This window comes from Exiguobacterium marinum DSM 16307 (assembly GCF_000620845.1).
In the GTDB taxonomy this organism is placed as follows: domain Bacteria; phylum Bacillota; class Bacilli; order Exiguobacteriales; family Exiguobacteriaceae; genus Exiguobacterium; species Exiguobacterium marinum.
On the sequence record NZ_KK211189.1, the window covers coordinates 218,255 to 236,794 of the forward strand.

The following is an 18,540-nucleotide window of genomic DNA, read 5'->3' on the forward strand; positions in this document are numbered from 1 at the left end:
ACGAACCGCATGGAAATCAACGATAGCATACGACAAGCGCCACCCGTAGTCGAACCATTTACGGTAGTTCGGTAGAGACTTGCGGACCATATTTCCGCTGATATACGAGTGCGAATCTATTTATTTAAGATAGACCTTATTGTAGACGAGCTGACGAGAAATGCAATAGGTTGGAATCAAACGGTGAAATGTTCGATTTTTCTGAAACTGCTGTATACTGTATATATTGGATATGAGAGAGGAGCCCTGCCCGTATGAAGTTATTCGTATTAGGCGCAACCGGTCGGACCGGACATCAATTCATCGATCAAGCCATCGAGCACGGTCATGATGTCACCGCATTCGTTCGTGAACAGAAAAAGCTGATTCGGACGCCACAACTTGAAATCATCGAAGGCGACTTATATGACATCGATTCGTTAACGGAAGCGATGCACGGTCACGACGCAGTCGTCAGTTGTCTCGGAACGGATTTGAGCGACCCGGACTTTTTAGCGAGTGTCACGGACAAGCTCGTCCCAGCGATGAAGACGAATGGCATCTCACGCGTCGTCTATTTGGCCTCAGCCGGTATCGACAATGAGATCCCGGGACTTGCAGGGAAAGCCATTACGTTCATGCTTCGGAAACCGCTTCGTGATCATCGGGGGGCCGTGGACTTATGGCGCAATTCGTCATTCGATTATACGATCGTGCGACCGATGCAATTGACGGACGGTCCTCGCACCTCGACTTATCGTACGGCAATTGACGAGGTACCGGAGAACGGAAAGCACATCTCACGGGCAGATGTCGCCCAGTTTATGCTTCACGCCATCGAAGAGGAAGAGCACGTACGAGAGTCGGTCGGACTGGCGTACTAATTTGGTTCGATTCATGCTACAATATCGGGTAGTTTACTTTGAAAGGAACGAAAACGAATTATGAGTATATTAACGGTACAAAACTTGAGCCACGGCTTTGGTGACCGCGCTATTTTGAACGATGTCTCTTTCCGCCTCTTAAAAGGAGAGCATATCGGTCTCGTCGGAGCGAACGGTGAAGGAAAATCGACGTTCATGAACATCATCACACGCAAACTGCAACCGGATGAAGGAAAAATCGAATGGGCGAAAAACGTCCGTGTCGGTTATCTCGACCAACACGCGGTACTCGAGCGCGGGATGACGATTCGTGACGTCTTGAAAGGTGCTTTCCAATACTTGATCGACATGGAGACGCGCATCGGCGAACTCTACATGGAGATGGGAGATGCTACACCTGAACAGATGGAAGACATGCTCGCGGAGGTCGGCGAACTTCAAGAAACGCTCGACTCAAACGACTTTTATATCATCGATGCGAAAGTAGAAGAAGTCGCACGCGGTCTTGGAATTTTAGACGTCGGTCTCGACCGTGACGTCACGGACTTGTCAGGCGGACAGCGTACGAAAGTATTGCTCGCGAAATTGCTTCTTGAGAAGCCAGATATCTTGCTCCTCGATGAGCCGACCAACTATTTGGATGAAGTCCATATCGAATGGTTGAAGCGTTATCTCCAAAACTATGACAATGCCTTCATCTTGATCTCGCACGATATCCCGTTCTTAAATAGCGTCATCAACTTGGTGTACCATATGGAAAACCAAGAGTTGAACCGCTATGTCGGGGATTATGACAAGTTCATGGAAGTGTACGAAATGAAACGTTCGCAACTTGAAGCCGCCTACAAGCGTCAACAAGCCGAAATTGCCGATTTGAAAGACTTCGTCGCACGAAACAAAGCGCGTGTGTCGACGCGAAACATGGCGATGTCACGTCAGAAGAAGCTCGACAAGATGGATGTCATCGAATTGAGCGCAGATCGTCCGAAACCCGAGTTTCGTTTCTTGCAGGCCCGTACGTCAGGACGCCTCATCTTTGATGCGAAAGGTCTCGTCATCGGTTATGATGAGCCGCTCTCACGTCCGCTCGACCTTCAGATGGAGCGTGGTCAAAAGATCGCCCTCGTCGGTGCAAACGGGATCGGGAAGACGACCCTCTTGAAGAGCTTACTCGGCTTAATCAACCCGCTTGAAGGGACAGTCGAACGCGGCGAGTTTCTTGAAATGGGTTACTTCGAACAGGAAGCAGCAACGAGCAACAACACGTGTATCGAAGAAATTTGGAGCGAGTTCCCGTCACTCAATCAACAGCAAGTGCGCGCGATGCTCGCGAAATGCGGTCTCATGACGAAGCACATTGAAAGTAAGATCTCGGTCCTCAGTGGTGGGGAAAAGGCGAAAGTTCGTCTTTGTAAACTCCTTAATAACGAGACAAACCTTCTCTTGCTCGATGAGCCGACGAACCACTTGGACGTCGACGCGAAGGAAGAGTTGAAGCGTGCGTTGAAAGAGTACAAAGGAAGCGTCCTCCTCATCAGTCACGAACCAGAATTCTATGAGGATATCGTCACAGACGTCTGGAACTGTGAATCGTGGACGACGAAAGTATTCTAATTCAGTAAAGGACGTGTCGTATGGCTGGCCCAATTCAAACGAATGAACGGATTATCTTGTATGACATTATCCGAGGGTTTGCCCTCTGCGGCATTTTCCTCGTCAATATTCCTACCATGCTCGGGAGCGACTGGATGTTCGGTCGCCCCGACTATGCGGGAAGCGACTTGTTCGTCCGCACCCTCTTTGACTTGTTCGTGCAGACGAAATTTTATACGATCTTCTCCCTCCTATTTGGGATCGGCTTTTCGATTTTCCTCGAGCGCTCTTACGCCCGGGGCGATTCGGTCAGTCGTTACATACGCCGAATCTTGATTCTTTTCTTGTTCGGTCTCGCGCACTTGGCGATTTGGTCGGGTGACATCCTTCATACGTATGCGATGTGGGGCTTATTGCTTCCTCTTTTTTACGGATTGAGTAACCGTGCCATTCTGACGTGGGCATGGGGACTGTTGACTGTAAATTTCTTACTATTCAACGTTGCCCCTATCTATGTAGAGTGGGCTTTTGGATACATGTATTTAGGAGAGTCGTTCCCGACGGTCTTTAATTCAGGCTTCGGTCCTTGGCTAGACTATCGATTCGACAACGAGATTTTTACTATGATTCAAAATTCACTTTTTGTCGGAATCGAGATTCTCGGTCTGTTCTTACTCGGTCTCTTCATCGGACGGGAACGAAAGCTTCTGACTTGGAGTATCCAAGGGTTGACCCGGACTGCTGCCATCTGCGCAATTGCAGCCATACCATTCTGGGGAATCATCATCTGGCATCATTACGGTGATGGCGCCTCTTATATGTCAACGAACTCAGCAGCCGTATGGATTTCCGGGAAGCTACTCGCCACGACATATGTCTGCCTGTTCACGGTCGCCGTTCGAAAAGGTCGCACGTTCGCACCGCTCCAAGCGCTCGGTCGGATGGCACTCACGAACTATTTGACACATACGTTAATCATTGTCTTGCCGGTGATTGCGCTCGGGGCGTACGGGGCGCTTTCTTTAACCGAAGGCTTTTTCCTCAGCATCGCTATTTTGATTGCCCAATCGTTCTTCTCGATGTGGTGGCTAAAAGGTCACCGTTACGGACCATTTGAGAAGCTGTGGCGTTTAGGGACGTATGGGAGACAAACAAAATCATCTTAAGATCGGACTTTATTGTCCGGTCTTTTTTTAAAACAAAAACTGCAAACGTATGAACGTCTGCAGTTCCGCTCGAGGCCACGGCTTCGAGTTTTTATTTTGTTGCCGCTTCAGTTAAAACGGGTACGATTTGCTTCTTACGCGAGACGACCCCTGGAAGTGTCGCCAATCCGCTTTGAAGCGTCACGTTGAACGCTTGTTCGAAGAGTTCTGGTTTTGGTCCGACGACGATGGCTTCCGAATCGTTCGTCAAAATGTTCGTGATGGCGAATACGAACAAGTCTAGGTTTTTCGCTGCAACCGTGTTGGCGATGGCCGCTTCGACTTCTTCTTTACGGTTCAAGACATCATTCGCATCGACCGTGTTCACTTGCGCGATCTCAACGCGATAGTCACCCATCGCGAATTCTTTCGCATCGAGTGAGATGAGTTCTTCAATCGTTTTTTGGCTAAGGTCCGCACCGGCTTTGAGCATCTCAAGTCCGTATGCTTCCGCATCGACGCCAGCGATGTCTGCAAGTTCTTTCGCTGCTTTGATGTCTTCATCCGTACATGTCGGCGATTTGAAGAGAAGCGAATCCGAGATGATGGCTGAAAGCATCAAACCGGCCATGTCCGCTGCAATGTCGATGCCATGCTCTTTATACAACTTCAACAAAATCGTCGCTGTACATCCGACTGGCTCCGCACGATAGTAGAGCGGGTCTGCCGTTTGGAAGTTCGCGATGCGGTGGTGGTCGATGACTTCAAGGATTCGCACGTCTTCAATGCCGTCCGCACTTTGCTGGAACTCGTTGTGGTCGACTAAGATGACTTCTTCCGCCTCACCTTTCACGCCTTCGATCAAGCGTGGTGCTTTTACGCGGAAGTGATCGAGTGCATATTGTGTTTCCCCGTTCACTTCACCGAGACGGACTGCCTCTGCGTCCATCCCTAATTTCTTCTTCAACTCGGCATAGGCGAGCGCTGACGTGATCGTATCGGTATCTGGATTTTTATGTCCGAAGACTAGTACTGTACTCATATCTCATTCTCCTCACTAAATAGTTTTCCCTTATCCATTATAACGTCCACGACATTTCTTTCAATTCCCAAACAAAAAGAGCCGTGTCGGCTCTTATGATTGTTCGTCTTCATCTGTCTCTTCGAGGTCGGAATGATCTCCTTTTGAATCCTCTTCGTGGGAGATGTCCGGTTGATCTCGGTTCAACTTCTCTTTTTCTTCTTGTTCACGCTTTTCTTTGTCTGACATATCACGTCATCCTTTCGAAAATCTGACTTGTCGTAACCTGTTCCCCAAGCTAGATTTCATGAAACGATATTTCATCAAACGTAAACAAACTGAAACGTCAGGCTTGTACGAAGACGATTTCTTCTTCGCGAAGTTCGACTTTCACGTCTTGGCCTTGGAATAACCATTCATCTTGTTCCGCCACGACGAAACGGATTCCATCTTCTTCTGTCTCAACGGCCGCATTGTTCACGTCTTCCGTGATGACCCCGACGGAGAAACCGTGCGTCAAGTCTGTCGAACCCCCGTATTTCGCAAACAAACGAACCGTTTGACCCGCTTCGACTTCCATCTCTTGTTTGAACCATTGGAGCGCTTCTTCTGTTACTTGAATCTTCATAACATCTCCTCCTCTCGACTACTCCTTTCATTCTAAACGTTTCAAAACAGTCGAGCGAGGAAGTTGCCTAAAGTGTTGTCCCGACTTGATAGCTGACTGTCATTCCATGTGTTTCAGGTTGAGCACCGTTCATCTCGGCAAGCGTCGTTTCAAATAAACGCCTGCCAATCTGTTCATTCGGAGAGAGCATCGTCGACAGTCCGAACGCCCGACCAATCGGATGCCCGTCAAATCCGAGCATAGCGACTTCTTCGGGAATGGCAATATGCCTTCGTTGCATCTCTCCTAAAAATCCGAGGGCGACATAATCAGACGAGAAAAAGAGCGCTCGAGGACGCTCTTTTTGAGAGAGGAACGTTTCAGCCAACCGAACGCCATCCTCGCTCGTCAAATACCCAGTCCAAATCCATTGCTCACGCGCATGCGCTACTTCATCGAAATAGGCTTGCTGACGCGCAAGGGAACTCGGACTATGGCTTCTCGACAAAATCATACCAATCTGCTCATACCCGTGACTCTGTAATACACGAATACCGGATACGAATGATGCGTAATGATCGACATGAATCGATGAGATCGTCTCTGGTGCACCGACGGTCGCCACAGCAATCGGTCCGTAAGCGCGGTACGTCTCCATTTCTTTAAAGGACATCTCGTGCGACAAGACGATCGCCCCATCGACTTCGCGATGCTTCAATAGATCAAGCGCTTGCCGTTCCTCGCTCAGCTTATACTCCGTTTGCCACATGACGAGTCGGTAGTTGTGTTCGAGCGCCGCCTTGGCGAGTCCGTTGACGAAGAAACCGTAATACGGATGATCCATGTAAGGCAAGATGACGACAACACGTTGCGTTTTTCCTGTCGACAACGTCAACGCCTGTTGATTCCGCAAATACCCGAGCTCCTTCATCGCTTTATGGACACGGGCCCGTTTTTCTTTCGATACGTACGGATGCTCGTTCAAGACGCGCGAAACCGTCGTCACCGAAACGTCAGCGTGCTTTGCGATATCTCGAATATTCGCCATTCGTCTCACCTCAACTTGTCAGTCTTTGCATATAGTGTACCCACTCTGCTTGCTGACTGTCACCTCTTTCGACGACTTGGCAACGGATCGCCTGAACGAGACGGAAGCGCTCTTCTAACGGTAAATGAAGAAACTCTTCACGGAAACGGGTACACAACATTTTTCCAAACGGTGTATACAACTGATTGATGACGAGCTCGTATACGATTCCACTGCACCATGTCTTCCACGTTGTCGGCTTCATATCGGTTCCCCTCCCTTTGTCTATACCGTATCTTCTGAAACGCGTTTCAGAGCAAGCATCTTTTTAGAAAAGTTAATTTCCGAACATTTTTTACTACTATTCCTCATTTTCCATGTTTTTTACGTAAAACAATTGACGTGAATCGAACATTTTTGTATAGTCATCAAGTTGATAACGTTAATTTACTCATTTTTTTCAATTAATGTTCGGAAATAGACTGTAATAAGGAGTTTTATCGATGAATATCTTTCAGCTGAAACAACATGGGACGAATGTTAAACAAGAAGTGACCGCTGGGATCACAACGTTCGTCACAATGGCGTACATCTCTGTCGTCAACCCGGCGATCCTATCTGACGCAGGTATCCCGTTCGCACAAGCTTTCACAGCAACAATCATTGCCATCCTCATCGGGACAGGCTTGATGGCGTTTTATGCGAACTTACCAATCGCTGTTGCGCCAGGGATGGGACTAAACGCATTCTTCGCTTACACGCTCGTCGCCCAAGAGCAGATTGCCCCGTCTGCCGCGCTCGGTGTCGTCTTCGTCTCGTCCGTATTCTTCTTGATTTTGTCGCTCTCTCCGATTCGAACGAAGTTGATTCAAGCGATCCCGACTTCGTTGAAGCATGCCATCACGACCGGGATTGGGCTCTTCATCGCTTCACTCGGTTTGAAGTTATCGGGCTTAATCGTCGCCGATGAGGCGAACTTGGTGCGTCTCGGTGACGTGTCTTCTCCAGAAGTTCTACTCGTACTAGGCGGTTTGATCGTCTCAGCACTCCTCTTCTCACGAAACGTACCCGGTTCTTTACTCATCGGGATGGTACTTACCGGGATTGCGGCATACTTCATGGATATCTTAAAAATCGACGGTGTCACGGCGATGCCGACGCTTCCGGAGGGACTCATGGTCAACCCCGTGACGGCATTTAGTGATGTCATTCAATACGGTTTGTTCGGTGCCGTCCTCTCGTTCTTCCTCGTCACATTGTTCGATACGACAGGTACGCTTGTCGGTGTCGGAAAACAAGCCGGTCTCTTAAAAGAAGACGGAACGATCGAGAATGGTCACCGTGCACTCTTTGCCGATTCGCTTGCTACAATGGGTGGATCACTCGTCGGAACGAGCCCGTCTACGGCATACATCGAGTCTGCTGCCGGTGTCGCCCAAGGTGGACGTACGGGTCTCACGACGACCATCGTCGCTGGATTGTTCGGATTGACACTCTTCTTCAGCCCGCTCATCGGTGCCATTTCTGGCGTAGCGGCGATCACGGCTCCTGCCCTCATCATCGTCGGTGCGCTCATGTTGACGAATGTCCGGTACATCGATTGGAGTGACTTTAGCGAATACTTCCCGGCGTTCATGACGATTTTGATCATGCCTTTGTCAGGAAGCATCGAACGCGGAATCGCATTCGGGTTCATCTTATACCCAATCTTCAAAGCAATGAACAAAGAGACGGTTCACCCGCTCATCTACTTGTTCGGCGCACTCTTCATTTTGGAAATGTTCTTCCTATAAGTTAGACAGAAGATCCTTGTCATGTGACGAGGATCTTTTTCTGTTATACGTGCTCCTTCCCTGTTTTATATCAGAAAAGAGATGAATATTGGTTCAGTGAGATGCGTTATCAATTAGACAGTATTTTACAAATAAATAAGTTTTTCTCCCCATTTTTCTGTCACTTTCCTACGCTTTATGAAATAATGACGTTGAAATCGTTATCATTTAGAAGAAAGAAGGAATGGCTATGCCGAATGTAGCTTTATTCGTCACATGTTTATCTGATACGTTGTTCCCATCTGTCGGAAAAGCGACAGTCGAACTACTCGAACATTTAGGATGCGATGTGACTTTCCCGTTTGAACAGACGTGCTGTGGGCAACCTGCCTATAATAGTGGTTATCATGAGGAAACGAAGAAAATCGCCAAGCACATGATTGAAACGTTTGAGAAGGCAGATGCAGAGTATATCGTCGGACCATCAGGATCTTGTGTCATGATGATGCGCGACTATCCACATTTATTTCAAGATGACCCGATGTGGGGACCACGCGCAGAAGCGCACGCCGCCAAAACGTTCGAACTGACGCAGTTCATCGTTGATGTGCTCGAAGTCACCGATGTCGGTGCTAAGTTCCCTAGTAAGGCGACGTACCATGCATCCTGTCATATGACTCGCCTCCTCGGAATTGAAGCAGCTCCCGGGAAATTGCTCGAGAACGTCGACGGTCTGACGATGATTCCACTTGAGAACGTACATAACTGTTGCGGGTTTGGAGGAACGTTCTCTGTCAAAATGCCGGATGTGTCGGTCCAGATGGTGGATGAGAAAGTCGAGTCCATCTTACAGTCAGGCGCAGAGGTGTTGATTGGAGCTGATGCTTCATGCCTAATGAATATCGGTGGACGTCTTCATAAACAAGGACATCCGATTAAAGTGATGCATATTGCCGAAGTCTTAAATGAAGGAGTGAAGCAAGCATGAGCATGGGGATTCGGTTAGATGAGAAGTTTCAGGACCGTCGGAAAGACGGGATTGAGGATGCGTTTATGCGTCAAGCCGTCAGTTCGGCTCAAAACCGACTGCGCGATGGACGGTTGAACGCTGCGGGCGAACTCGGGGACTGGGAAGCATTCCGTGACCACTCGGAAGAGATTCGTCAGCATGTGCTTGAACATTTGGACTATTACTTATATCAATTGAGTGAAAACGTCTCAAAACGCGGCGGGAGCGTCTTCTTTGCAGAGACACCAGAAGAAGCGAACCGCTACATTCGGGAAGTCGTTCGCTCGAAACAAGCCAAACATGTCGTGAAATCAAAATCGATGGTCACAGAAGAAATCGGATTGAACGAGGCGCTTCAGGAAGAAGGATGCACCGTCGTCGAGTCCGACCTTGGGGAATGGATCTTACAACTCGACGAAGATCCACCGTCTCACATCGTCGCTCCTGCCTTGCATAAAGACCGAGACGCTGTGCATGAAACGTTCACTGCTCACGGATATATCGGCTCGAACGACCCGACTGAACTCGGTCGCTATGCGCGACAAGAACTACGGAAAGACTTTTTGAAGGCAGAAGTCGGCATCACCGGCTGTAATTTCGCCATTGCGGAGAGTGGAGCCGTCGGGCTTGTGACAAATGAAGGAAACGGACGCATGGTGACATCACTTCCTGACACGGTCATCTCTGTTATGGGGATGGAACGCGTCGTCCCTTCCTATGAAGAGTTCGAGGTACTCGTCAATATGCTTTGTCGAAGCGCCGTCGGTCAGCGACTCACTTCATATATCACGACGTTCGCCGGGACACGAGCGATCGGCGAAGTCGATGGACCAGAAGAGTTCCACCTCGTCATCGTCGACAACAAACGATCAGGCATTCTCGGCACACAGTTTCAATCTGTCCTGCAATGTATTCGTTGCGCGGCCTGTATCAATGTCTGCCCTGTCTACCGTCATATCGGTGGTCATGCGTACGGCTCCATCTATCCTGGTCCGATTGGTGCCGTCTTGGCCCCACTCCTTGACGGGTATGAGAACTACAAAGAACTCCCCTACGCGTCGAGTCTATGTGGCGCCTGTACAGAGGCATGTCCTGTGAAGATTCCGCTACATGAACTGTTGATCGAACACCGCCGTGTCATCGTAGAAGAGAATAAACAATCACCTTTCGTGGAGCGGATTGCGATGAAAGGATTTGCCGTCACGGCTTCGAGTCCGTTCTTATTTGAAGCAGCGGAACACGTTGCACCGTTTGCGTCATCACCATTCGCCACGTCTGGTCAGATTGAAAAAGGACTACCAGCTTGGACGGACTCAAAAGACTTACCACAGCCAAACAAACAGACCGTTCGAGATTGGTTCAAGAAACGAGGGAACGCCTGATGAATCCTGGAACAATCACAAACCGTGAAGACTTTTTAAAACGAATCGCGAAACAACTTGGTCGTGAAATTGACCTCACACCACCGAAACGCGAATATAAGAACCATCCACAAGATCACGTGTTAAAAGGTGTGAGTGAAGAAGAACTGCTTGAGACGTTTCGCATGGTCGCGACCCGAATCCACACCGATTTAGTAGAATGTGAATCGAAACATCTTGATGATACACTCCGTCTCTTGATTGAACGCTATGAAGGAACGCGCATCCTTGCGGAAAACGATGAACGGATTTCTGCTTGGGCACCCTCAACGAGTGAGACGTTCGCTTGGTGGGATTCGACACAACCGGAAATGAGTCGAGATTTGGCTATACGTGCTGACATCGGAATCACAATTGCGGATGCGGCGTTTGCGGAAAGTGCGACGATCGTCCAATATGCGAAACCTGGTAAATCACGGACCATCAGTCTGTTACCACAAGACCATATCGCGATCATCCCAAAATCTGTCCTTGTTCCGCGCATGACGCAAACGGCACAACAACTTGCCGCACTAGACCGAGACGGCCTTCATTCCCCGAACGGTGTCAATTTCATCTCTGGACCGTCAAACTCAGCCGACATCGAGATGAATCTCATTGTCGGCGTTCATGGTCCTGTTCGAGTCGCCTATATTTTAGTGCATGATTTATAAGAAAAGAGGCTGGGACATAACCCAGTAGATTTATAAGAAAGAGGCCCCCGTGAGCGACTTGTTCGCTCGCGGGGGCCTCTTGTCATTTTTATGGGTTCGTGCACGCATTTCGGACTAAACAGATAGGGGCGACCTCTGATAAAGTTAAAGTGACCAAACCATAACTTTGGAGGTGCCCCTATGTACAAAGAGTATACCATGAACCAATTGGTTTTGCCCCTAGATTTAGAAGTCCGGCTGCAGGAAAACGATATCGCCTTCGCCGTCCATGACCTCGTCGAACAGATCCCGGACGAGGCATTCGAACCGTTCTGGCGAACGACGGGCTGCCCGGCCTATCACCCGCGCATGATGATGAAAATCGTCCTCTGCGCCTACACACAGTCCGCGTTCTCAGGACGAAAGATCGAGGGCCTTCTCAAGGACAGCCTACGGATGATGTGGCTCGCCCAGGGCCACGAGCCGAGTTATCGGACGATCAACCGTTTCCGTGTCCATCCGGCCGTTTCCCCGATCCTGAAGGAGGCTTTCGTCGCCTTCCGGTGCCATCTCGTCGAGACCGGCGCAATCGATGAGGAGGCGATCTTCATCGACGGCACGAAAATCGAGGCGAACGCCAACCGCTACACCTTCGTCTGGCGCAGGGCGGTCGAAAAACACCACGCCGCGCTCGTCGAGAAGTCGAACCAGATGTACGACGAGCTGATGGCCGACCAGGTCATCCCTGAGATCGAACGGGAGAGCCCGGACGCGCTCACGGCCCAAGAGCTGGAACAAATCGCAGCGCGACTCGAGGAAACGATCGAGTCCATCAACGAGGAGATCAGCTCAACGACGGACGTCGAGGAACGGAAACGATTGCGTGCGGAACGTAAGAAGCCCCGCCATCTCCGCAAACAGGCTGCCGACTTCGCGGCCCGGAAACGTCGATACGAGGAACACATGGCCACCTTCGGCACACGCAACAGCTATTCGAAGACCGACCGTGACGCGACGTTCATGCGGATGAAAGAGGATCACATGAAGAACGGTCAACTGAAACCTGGCTACAACGTCCAAATCGCAACCGAAGGTCAGTACACGCTCGCCTATGACGTCTATCCGAACCCGACCGACACGAAAACGTTGATCCCGTTCCTCGACGAGATCGAAACCTTCCTCGACCTGCCCGCCTACATCGTCGCCGATGCCGGGTACGGGAGCCAACAGAACTACACGGACATCCTCGAGCGCCGAGGGCGCCAACCTTTGATCCCGCACACGATGTACCGGAAGGAACAGAAGAAGAAATGGCGCGACGACCCGTTCAACCTCGCGAACTGGGCATATGACGAGGGGACCGACACGTTCACGTGTCCGGACGGAAGAAAGCTTCCGTTCAGTCACGAGTCCCACCGAACCGACCGTGACGGCTTCATCCGTGATTTTCGTGTGTACGCGTGCGAGAGCTGCGTCGATTGCCCGTTCCGAGAGCTGTGCACGAAAGCCGAGGAAGGGAGACACCGCCAGGTCAGCGTGAACGGGACCTGGGAAGAACAAAAGAATATGACGAGAACGCTGCTTTCGGATGAGAAAACCGGTGCCGTCTATGCCCGACGCAAGACGGACGTGGAACCAGTTTTTGGATATCTGAAGGCCAATTTGGGTTTCACCCGCTTCTCCGTAAGGGGGAAACAGCGTGTGAAATGTGAGCTCGGCTTCGCCCTCATGGCGGTGAACCTACGAAAGTTCATCGCCAATGGCATCGGCGGAAGTACAAAGAAGGGGTCCGGCCACCGAAAATCGGTGACCGGACCCCTCTTTTTATCAAAATCTCTAAAACCGGCTAGTTATGTCCCAGCCTCTACTTTTATCATGACACGGTGACGCTTCCGTTTGAACTTGTTAACTTCACTTCAATCGCCCCGTCCCCAAACACGCATTCTTTCGATCGTTCGCCGAACACATCAACTTTACCATTTCGAGACTTCGCTCGAATCGTCACATCTTCCGGACGTTCATCGACATGTAAGTCAATTTTTCCATTGCTCGATTTTAACCGAATCGGTGCTTGAATCGCTTGTACGGAACAGTCAATCCGACCGTTTGACGTTTTGGCATCAATCGCCCCCGTGACGTGATCGACATCGATTCGACCGTTCGAGGAATGGATGTTGATGCGCTCCAGTCGAGAGTGTTTCGCTTCCACGCGACCATTTGAGGAGTGAAGCTCCCAATCATGACCGTGACAACTCGACGCAAGCACTTTTCCGTTCGAGGTGCGCAGTACACCGTGTTTCGCTTGAATCTGATGCGCGACGACTCGACCGTTCTCACTCTCGACATGTAATCGTTCCGCTTGGAGGTCCTGTACATCACTCGTACCGTGGCGGTTTTTCAATTGAATTTGATGATAGGCGTGATGTGGCAATTCAACCCGAAGCACCGGTGCTTTCGACCCGAACCACGAAAATAGATCAGATAGACCAAAACGACGTTCTGATTCGATTCGAATCTCCAATGTGTCCCCAACGATGTCCATCGCGACCCCATGATCCGTCTCTGTTTCGAGCGTTGCGTAAGCATAACCATCTTGTGATGGAGTGACGAACACTTGCGCATTTTGTACTTGAATGAGGACACTTTGAAAGGCTACCGTCGAACTTTTAACAACCGCGGGTGGTCGTATCGACTCCGATACTTCAAAATCGACGGAGGCGAGCAGTTCCGAGGCGAGTATGCTCGGTTCCCCTAACTCGCGTGCCATCTCTTCATCACTTCTTCCTTCTAATCGGCCGCTCGAGAAATACTCGGACACATCTCGTAATATATCGAGGCGATCCTTCACCTTTACTTTCATCAATAATTGCTCAAGCTCTGACAAGTACTGTTCTTCATTCATCTGTCGTCTCCCCCTCGGATTAAGTCATTGACGCCGTTTGTGAATACATCCCATTCCGCTCGCAACTCAGTCAAATGTGTTTTCCCTTGTTCCGTAATCTGATAATACTTTCGCGGTGGCCCTTCCCCGGACTCCGTTAAATACGTCGTGAAATAGCCATCTGTCGTCAGTCGACGTAACAATGGATAAACAGCACCTTCCGAAATTGCCACTTTGGCCGAAATCGCTTGAACGAGTTCATAGCCGTAGCGGTCTTGTTCTGCCACAAGCGCCAGTACACAAAGATTCAACACACCTTTTTTGAATTGAGGATTCATGATCCCACCCCCCTACTATACATAGAACAATAGCACATCATTTACTACTATTCAATAAACAATAGTGAGTATTCCCCTAATTTCTTAATATATAGCATCTGAGGAAATGAATCTGTACAATGAAAGAACGACACTCGTAGGATATTTGTCACAGCCGGAATGTTCATCATTCCAGGAAGGAACGGTCTTTATGAAGTCATGGATTGACCAACAGATTGGAAGACAATTTTTATTCGTCTTCTACTTATTCATCGGACTGATTCTCCTCACGTCTCTTGCCGTATATGTGTATACGGAAAACCAAATCGAACAGACGACATCATCGCTCGAGAACATTAGTGAACGGCGCACGAATGCGACCGAATTGTTCGAGACATGGCAGTCGATGCAATATGAAATGCGTGGATACGTTATCCTCGGGGACGACGCGATGTTAGAGCGCGTCCAAGAAAAGCAAGTCTTGATTGACGAACAGACGACTTGGTTCGAACAGAACGCCGTGACCGATAAGGAAAAAACGTACGCGGGAGATGCTCGTACGCTCTTTGTCGCTTATCAGGAACGCGTCATGCCGAGCCTTGAACGTTATGTAGAAGGAAAGCGGAGCGGAAGTGTCACCGAGCCTTTCTTGAAAATGCCGACACTCGGGAAAGTAAATCCACAAAAAGAACCGCCGACGGATCGTAAATTCAAAATCAATTCGAAAAGTGCTGCAGATATGAGCGCGAGCATTGTCGATATGGAGAGCGTCTTCACGAAATACCGGAACTCACTGAACGCAGAGGAGGACGCCCTCCGTGCCCAACTTGCGACCCATACGAAATGGGCACAGGCACTTTGGCTTCTTTCTTTACTCGGTGTTTTATTCATTCTCTTCATCGTTGCCCGTCCTTACGTCAGACGATTGACAGGGCAACTTCAGGAGTTGATTGAAAATAGTAAGCGTCTTGCTGGAGAGCGACAGCCGGTCATCCCGGCAACTGCTCAATCTAAAAATGAAGTCGGGCAATTGACGACATCTTTCCGCCAGATGGCTTCGTCCCTCACGACACAACGTCATCGAATCGAGGAAGAACGTGAAAAGACAGCACGTCTTCTCCACTCGATTCGGGATGCTGTCATCTATGTGGAGCACACAACAAAAGAAAAAGTAGCCAATCAGGCACTCTTCGTCTTGTTTAATCAACCGATTACGAAACGAAATGAAGTCGATTTATATCGATTAGATGTGAGTCTAGAAGAACTCGGCCTCCAGGTCGACCAAAAGGATGCGTTTTTCGCCTTCATGGAACGGTCCTTCGATGGACAGTGTAAAGAAGAGAGCGTCACGTTCTCGATGAATCAAGAAGAGCGCTTCATTCAAATGTATGCGGAGAAGGTTTACTTGAGAGGGACACGCCACGGTACGATGCTTGTCTTCCGTGATGTGACACATGAGACTGAAGTCGACCGCCTGAAAACCGAGCTTGTGTCGACTGTATCTCACGAACTCCGTACGCCGCTCACAAGTATCATCGGTTTCACAGAACTACTTCGTTTCCGTAAACTGTCTCCTGAACGTTCCGAAAAATATTTAGGAATGATTCATCAAGAGACATTGCGTCTCGAAGACTTGATTTCAAACTTGCTTGATGTGCAGCGGATGGAGTCTGGCAAACAGACGTACCATAACGAACCAGAACGTCTATCCGTCATTCTCGAACAGGCCATCACGGTGCACCAAGGATCAAGCCAACACCATCGCATCACGTTTGATTGTCAGGAAGATGTCTATGTATACGGAGACCGGACACGACTCGGACAACTATTTACGAATTTGCTGCATAATGCAGTCAAGTATTCTCCAAAGGGTGGCGATATCAATGTTCGTGTCGCATATGAACGACCCGACTGGATTGATATTTCGATTGAAGATCATGGAATCGGAATTCCTCAGACGGCGCTGCCGAAGCTGTTTGACAAGTTCTATCGCGTCGACAATTCCGCAAGTCGTAAAATTGGGGGCACGGGTCTCGGGCTCGCGATTTGTAAAGAAATTGCAGAGGGTCACGGTGGTGCAATCCACGCCACATCAAACATCGGCAAAGGTTCCATTTTCACCGTGAGTCTCCCAAAAATGGATCTATCGAATCAAATGAGTAGTTAATGATAATAAGCCATCGCCTTTATGGGGGATGGCTTCTTTATATTGACAAAGTATTAGTCATGAAAAGAGTTAAAGTATTTTTAAATAAAGTGACATTCTTCAGTTAAAGCATTGATTGCATCATCTAACGTGAACTCAAAGATACGAAATGGAATTCAAGGTTTCCATGAGCTCCTGTCTATATTCTTCATCATATACATCTGGATGAACTTCAGCAAACTGCTCAAGATCATTATCATAGTATTTGCCTGACGCATGTTCAAATTCATCTGAAGTGACAGCATCACGTAAAACTTTCGCTCCAATCATCAAATTATGACCATCGATTCCATAAGCACTTTTCACCATTTTACTACCCAACAAGGACTTTGGATTGACCGCTATGAAAGTCTGAGGGTATTTTTTCGATAATTCATACGTCCACATGGTAATTGCCAGTTTACTTTGTGCGTATGCGTCACCGTCCGTGATAGGTGAATGACCTTGTAACGCCCCGTAGTCTAATCGTGCCTGGGCAGCAGATGACACATTGACGACTCGCCCTGTTACAGGAAGTAAAGGCAACAGTCTCTTAGTCAAAACATACGGTGCTATCGCATTCACGATGAAGCGAAAATCCCAACCGTTCTCCCCAAGCCGGGACTTGGCCCCATAGATTCCAGCATTATTAATTAGGACATCAATCGAATTATGTTCTTTTAGTAGTCGGTCAGCGAATAACATGACGTCCTCTGACTTCGAAAGATCAGCAATATACGAAGTGACACGATTGGAGTCGAATTTTCGCACGACAGCCGCTAGTTTTTGTTCGTCTCGACCATGAACCAAAACCTCATGACCTTCCTCAATCAAAAGTTTGGCAGTCGCTAGTCCGATTCCGTCTGTGGCACCGGTAACGAGAATCTTCATTACACTTCCTCAATGATTTCAGCTAAATCAAGACGTGATTTTGGTAAGTCTGCATTGAAATCAGCTTCAGAACGATATCCGAGTGATACGACAACACAAGATGTGAAGCCTTTTTCCCGTAATCCGAACTCCTCGTCTAACATTTTCATATCTAATCCTTCCATTGGGATTGCATCAATTCCCAATGAAGCGACACCAAGTAAAAATGAACCTAAGTTCAGATAAACTTGTTTCTCAGTCCAATGAGATAAGTCCTTGTAATCATATTTATGCATATCGACAAAAATCTTCCGCCCTGCGTGGTTAGCATGCTTGAACTCCTCTTCAGCGAAACGTCCATCCTCATCTTCCTTGTTCGTCACATGTTGAAGATACTCTTCTGTGATTTCTGTTTTAGATGCGAATACAACGACGGCAGATGCATTCGTCACTTTCGATTCGTTAAAACTATAGAATCCATTCGCTGCTTTTGCGACACGGGCTTTTCCTTCTTCAGTTGTCGCAAGCACAAAATGCCATGGCTGAACATTCGTTGATGATGGAGAAAGTTGGAGTAGCGACTTGATCGACTCCATGTCCGCTTCAGAAATTTGTTTGGATACGTCAAACTCTTTTGTTGAGTATCGATCGTTTAATGTCTTAACTAGTTGCATATCTACACTTCCTTTTTCGATTTGTAAAACTTGATATGCGCCTAGTATAGGATTCTCATTACCCGCCTACAAGTACGGACTTCTTTATCCGTACGGACACTTTTGTACAGACTACGGTTATGCGTCATATTCTTCTTCGAAATAAATTTCTCCATATTGATGCTCATCTTGATAATCTTTTCCCCACGATCCTAATTGCTTCAAAATGGGTATGAGCGCTTCGCCAGCCTCCTTAAGAGAATATTCTGCACGTGGTGGAACTTCGTCATATATTTTTTTAGCCAAGAGATCTGCTTCTACTAGTTCTTTGAGTTGACGAGAAAGTACTCGTTCATTGATGTTCGGAATTTTACGTTTCAATTCCCCAAATCGGATTACGCCAGCACCGCCTACGTGATAGATGATAAGTGGTTTCCATTTCCCCCCCATCACATCGAGCGCCAACTCTACATTACAATAAAAAACCTTATATTCTGCTTCTTTCATGATTCCCTCCTCATCATTCCTAACGCAAAAAGACACC

The 18,540-nt window shown here is 48.5% G+C and carries 19 protein-coding genes, 1 pseudogene and 1 riboswitch; of the genes and pseudogenes, 10 read left to right on the forward strand and 10 right to left on the reverse strand.

The genetic code is table 11. The features are described 5' to 3' along the window. Positions 1-26: 26 nt before the first annotated feature. Positions 27-128: riboswitch (purine riboswitch) on the reverse strand. A gap of 126 nt (positions 129-254) precedes the next feature. The 3 genes from P400_RS0101500 to P400_RS0101510 are packed head-to-tail and all read left to right on the forward strand — an operon-like array spanning position 255 to position 3,622. Next, complete coding sequence (locus P400_RS0101500) at positions 255-863, forward strand: NAD(P)-dependent oxidoreductase (RefSeq protein WP_026824558.1); 609 nt, start codon at positions 255-257, stop codon at positions 861-863. Positions 864-923: 60 nt separating this feature from the next. Further along, positions 924-2,477 carry an ABC-F family ATP-binding cassette domain-containing protein gene (locus P400_RS0101505; protein WP_026824559.1) on the forward strand — a complete coding sequence of 518 codons (1,554 nt, stop codon included), beginning with the start codon at positions 924-926 and terminating at the stop codon, positions 2,475-2,477. Between the two features lie 20 nt (positions 2,478-2,497). Further along, positions 2,498-3,622 (forward strand): DUF418 domain-containing protein, encoded by a 1,125-nt coding sequence (locus P400_RS0101510; RefSeq protein WP_026824560.1) that lies wholly within the window; start codon positions 2,498-2,500, stop codon positions 3,620-3,622. A 91-nt stretch (positions 3,623-3,713) separates the two neighbouring features. On the opposite strand, the gene P400_RS0101515 is transcribed toward P400_RS0101510, so the two are convergent. From P400_RS0101515 to P400_RS0101535, 5 genes are all read right to left on the reverse strand, one after another. Beyond that, entirely contained in the window at positions 3,714-4,643 is a 930-nt protein-coding gene (locus tag P400_RS0101515; RefSeq protein ID WP_026824561.1) for a manganese-dependent inorganic pyrophosphatase, read from the reverse strand. Positions 4,644-4,736: 93 nt separating this feature from the next. Next, positions 4,737-4,871, reverse strand: a complete 135-nt coding sequence (locus P400_RS15830) for a hypothetical protein (protein WP_256442721.1) — start codon at positions 4,869-4,871, stop codon at positions 4,737-4,739. A gap of 97 nt (positions 4,872-4,968) precedes the next feature. Continuing rightward, positions 4,969-5,250: a HesB/YadR/YfhF family protein gene (locus P400_RS0101525; protein ID WP_026824562.1), complete on the reverse strand. Its 282-nt coding sequence runs from the start codon at positions 5,248-5,250 to the stop codon at positions 4,969-4,971. A 67-nt stretch (positions 5,251-5,317) separates the two neighbouring features. Beyond that, complete coding sequence (locus P400_RS0101530; protein ID WP_026824563.1) at positions 5,318-6,277, reverse strand: LacI family DNA-binding transcriptional regulator; 960 nt, start codon at positions 6,275-6,277, stop codon at positions 5,318-5,320. A 10-nt stretch (positions 6,278-6,287) separates the two neighbouring features. Then, positions 6,288-6,521, reverse strand: coding sequence for a hypothetical protein (locus tag P400_RS0101535; RefSeq protein ID WP_026824564.1), 234 nt, complete (start codon positions 6,519-6,521; stop codon positions 6,288-6,290). Positions 6,522-6,765: 244 nt separating this feature from the next. On the opposite strand from P400_RS0101535, the gene P400_RS0101540 reads away from it, so the two are divergent. From P400_RS0101540 to P400_RS14755, 5 genes are all read left to right on the forward strand, one after another. Beyond that, positions 6,766-8,049, forward strand: coding sequence for an NCS2 family permease (locus P400_RS0101540; RefSeq protein ID WP_026824565.1), 1,284 nt, complete (start codon positions 6,766-6,768; stop codon positions 8,047-8,049). 229 nt (positions 8,050-8,278) lie between these two features. Further along, the gene (locus P400_RS0101545) at positions 8,279-9,016 is read left to right on the forward strand and encodes a (Fe-S)-binding protein (protein WP_026824566.1); all 738 of its coding nucleotides are present in this window, start codon (positions 8,279-8,281) and stop codon (positions 9,014-9,016) included. A gap of 2 nt (positions 9,017-9,018) precedes the next feature. Beyond that, a complete protein-coding gene (locus P400_RS0101550; protein ID WP_026824567.1) occupies positions 9,019-10,419 on the forward strand; it encodes a LutB/LldF family L-lactate oxidation iron-sulfur protein in 1,401 nt (466 codons plus the stop codon). Continuing rightward, positions 10,419-11,111 (forward strand): LutC/YkgG family protein, encoded by a 693-nt coding sequence (locus P400_RS0101555; RefSeq protein WP_026824568.1) that lies wholly within the window; start codon positions 10,419-10,421, stop codon positions 11,109-11,111. Before P400_RS0101550 ends, P400_RS0101555 begins: the two co-directional genes overlap by 1 nt. 180 nt (positions 11,112-11,291) lie before the next feature. Beyond that, a complete protein-coding gene (locus tag P400_RS14755; protein WP_152538862.1) occupies positions 11,292-12,977 on the forward strand; it encodes an IS1182 family transposase in 1,686 nt (561 codons plus the stop codon). Here the strand turns inward: P400_RS14755 and P400_RS0101565 are convergent. After that, entirely contained in the window at positions 12,964-13,992 is a 1,029-nt protein-coding gene (locus P400_RS0101565) for a DUF4097 family beta strand repeat-containing protein (protein WP_026824569.1), read from the reverse strand. The genes P400_RS14755 and P400_RS0101565 overlap by 14 nt on opposite strands. Further along, positions 13,989-14,309: a PadR family transcriptional regulator gene (locus P400_RS0101570; RefSeq protein ID WP_026824570.1), complete on the reverse strand. Its 321-nt coding sequence runs from the start codon at positions 14,307-14,309 to the stop codon at positions 13,989-13,991. Before P400_RS0101570 ends, P400_RS0101565 begins: the two co-directional genes overlap by 4 nt. Positions 14,310-15,717: 1,408 nt before the next feature. Between P400_RS0101570 and P400_RS15885 the strand changes: the two are divergent. Both P400_RS15885 and P400_RS15890 read left to right on the forward strand, forming a co-directional pair. Further along, positions 15,718-15,951 (forward strand): annotated as a pseudogene (locus P400_RS15885) (histidine kinase dimerization/phospho-acceptor domain-containing protein); the annotation flags it as partial. Further along, a complete protein-coding gene (locus tag P400_RS15890) occupies positions 15,952-16,455 on the forward strand; it encodes a sensor histidine kinase (RefSeq protein ID WP_407636721.1) in 504 nt (167 codons plus the stop codon). A gap of 135 nt (positions 16,456-16,590) precedes the next feature. Here P400_RS15890 and P400_RS0101580 read toward each other — a convergent pair whose 3' ends face one another. The 3 genes from P400_RS0101580 to P400_RS0101590 all read right to left on the reverse strand — a co-directional run bounded on the left by P400_RS0101580 (position 16,591) and on the right by P400_RS0101590 (position 18,503). Further along, a complete protein-coding gene (locus P400_RS0101580; protein WP_026824572.1) occupies positions 16,591-17,364 on the reverse strand; it encodes an SDR family NAD(P)-dependent oxidoreductase in 774 nt (257 codons plus the stop codon). After that, complete coding sequence (locus tag P400_RS0101585) at positions 17,364-18,017, reverse strand: oxygen-insensitive NAD(P)H-dependent nitroreductase NfsB (RefSeq protein WP_026824573.1); 654 nt, start codon at positions 18,015-18,017, stop codon at positions 17,364-17,366. The genes P400_RS0101580 and P400_RS0101585 overlap by 1 nt, the downstream gene beginning before the upstream one ends. 117 nt (positions 18,018-18,134) lie before the next feature. Continuing rightward, positions 18,135-18,503 (reverse strand): winged helix-turn-helix transcriptional regulator, encoded by a 369-nt coding sequence (locus tag P400_RS0101590; RefSeq protein ID WP_034770702.1) that lies wholly within the window; start codon positions 18,501-18,503, stop codon positions 18,135-18,137. Between the last annotated feature and the right edge of the window lie 37 nt (positions 18,504-18,540).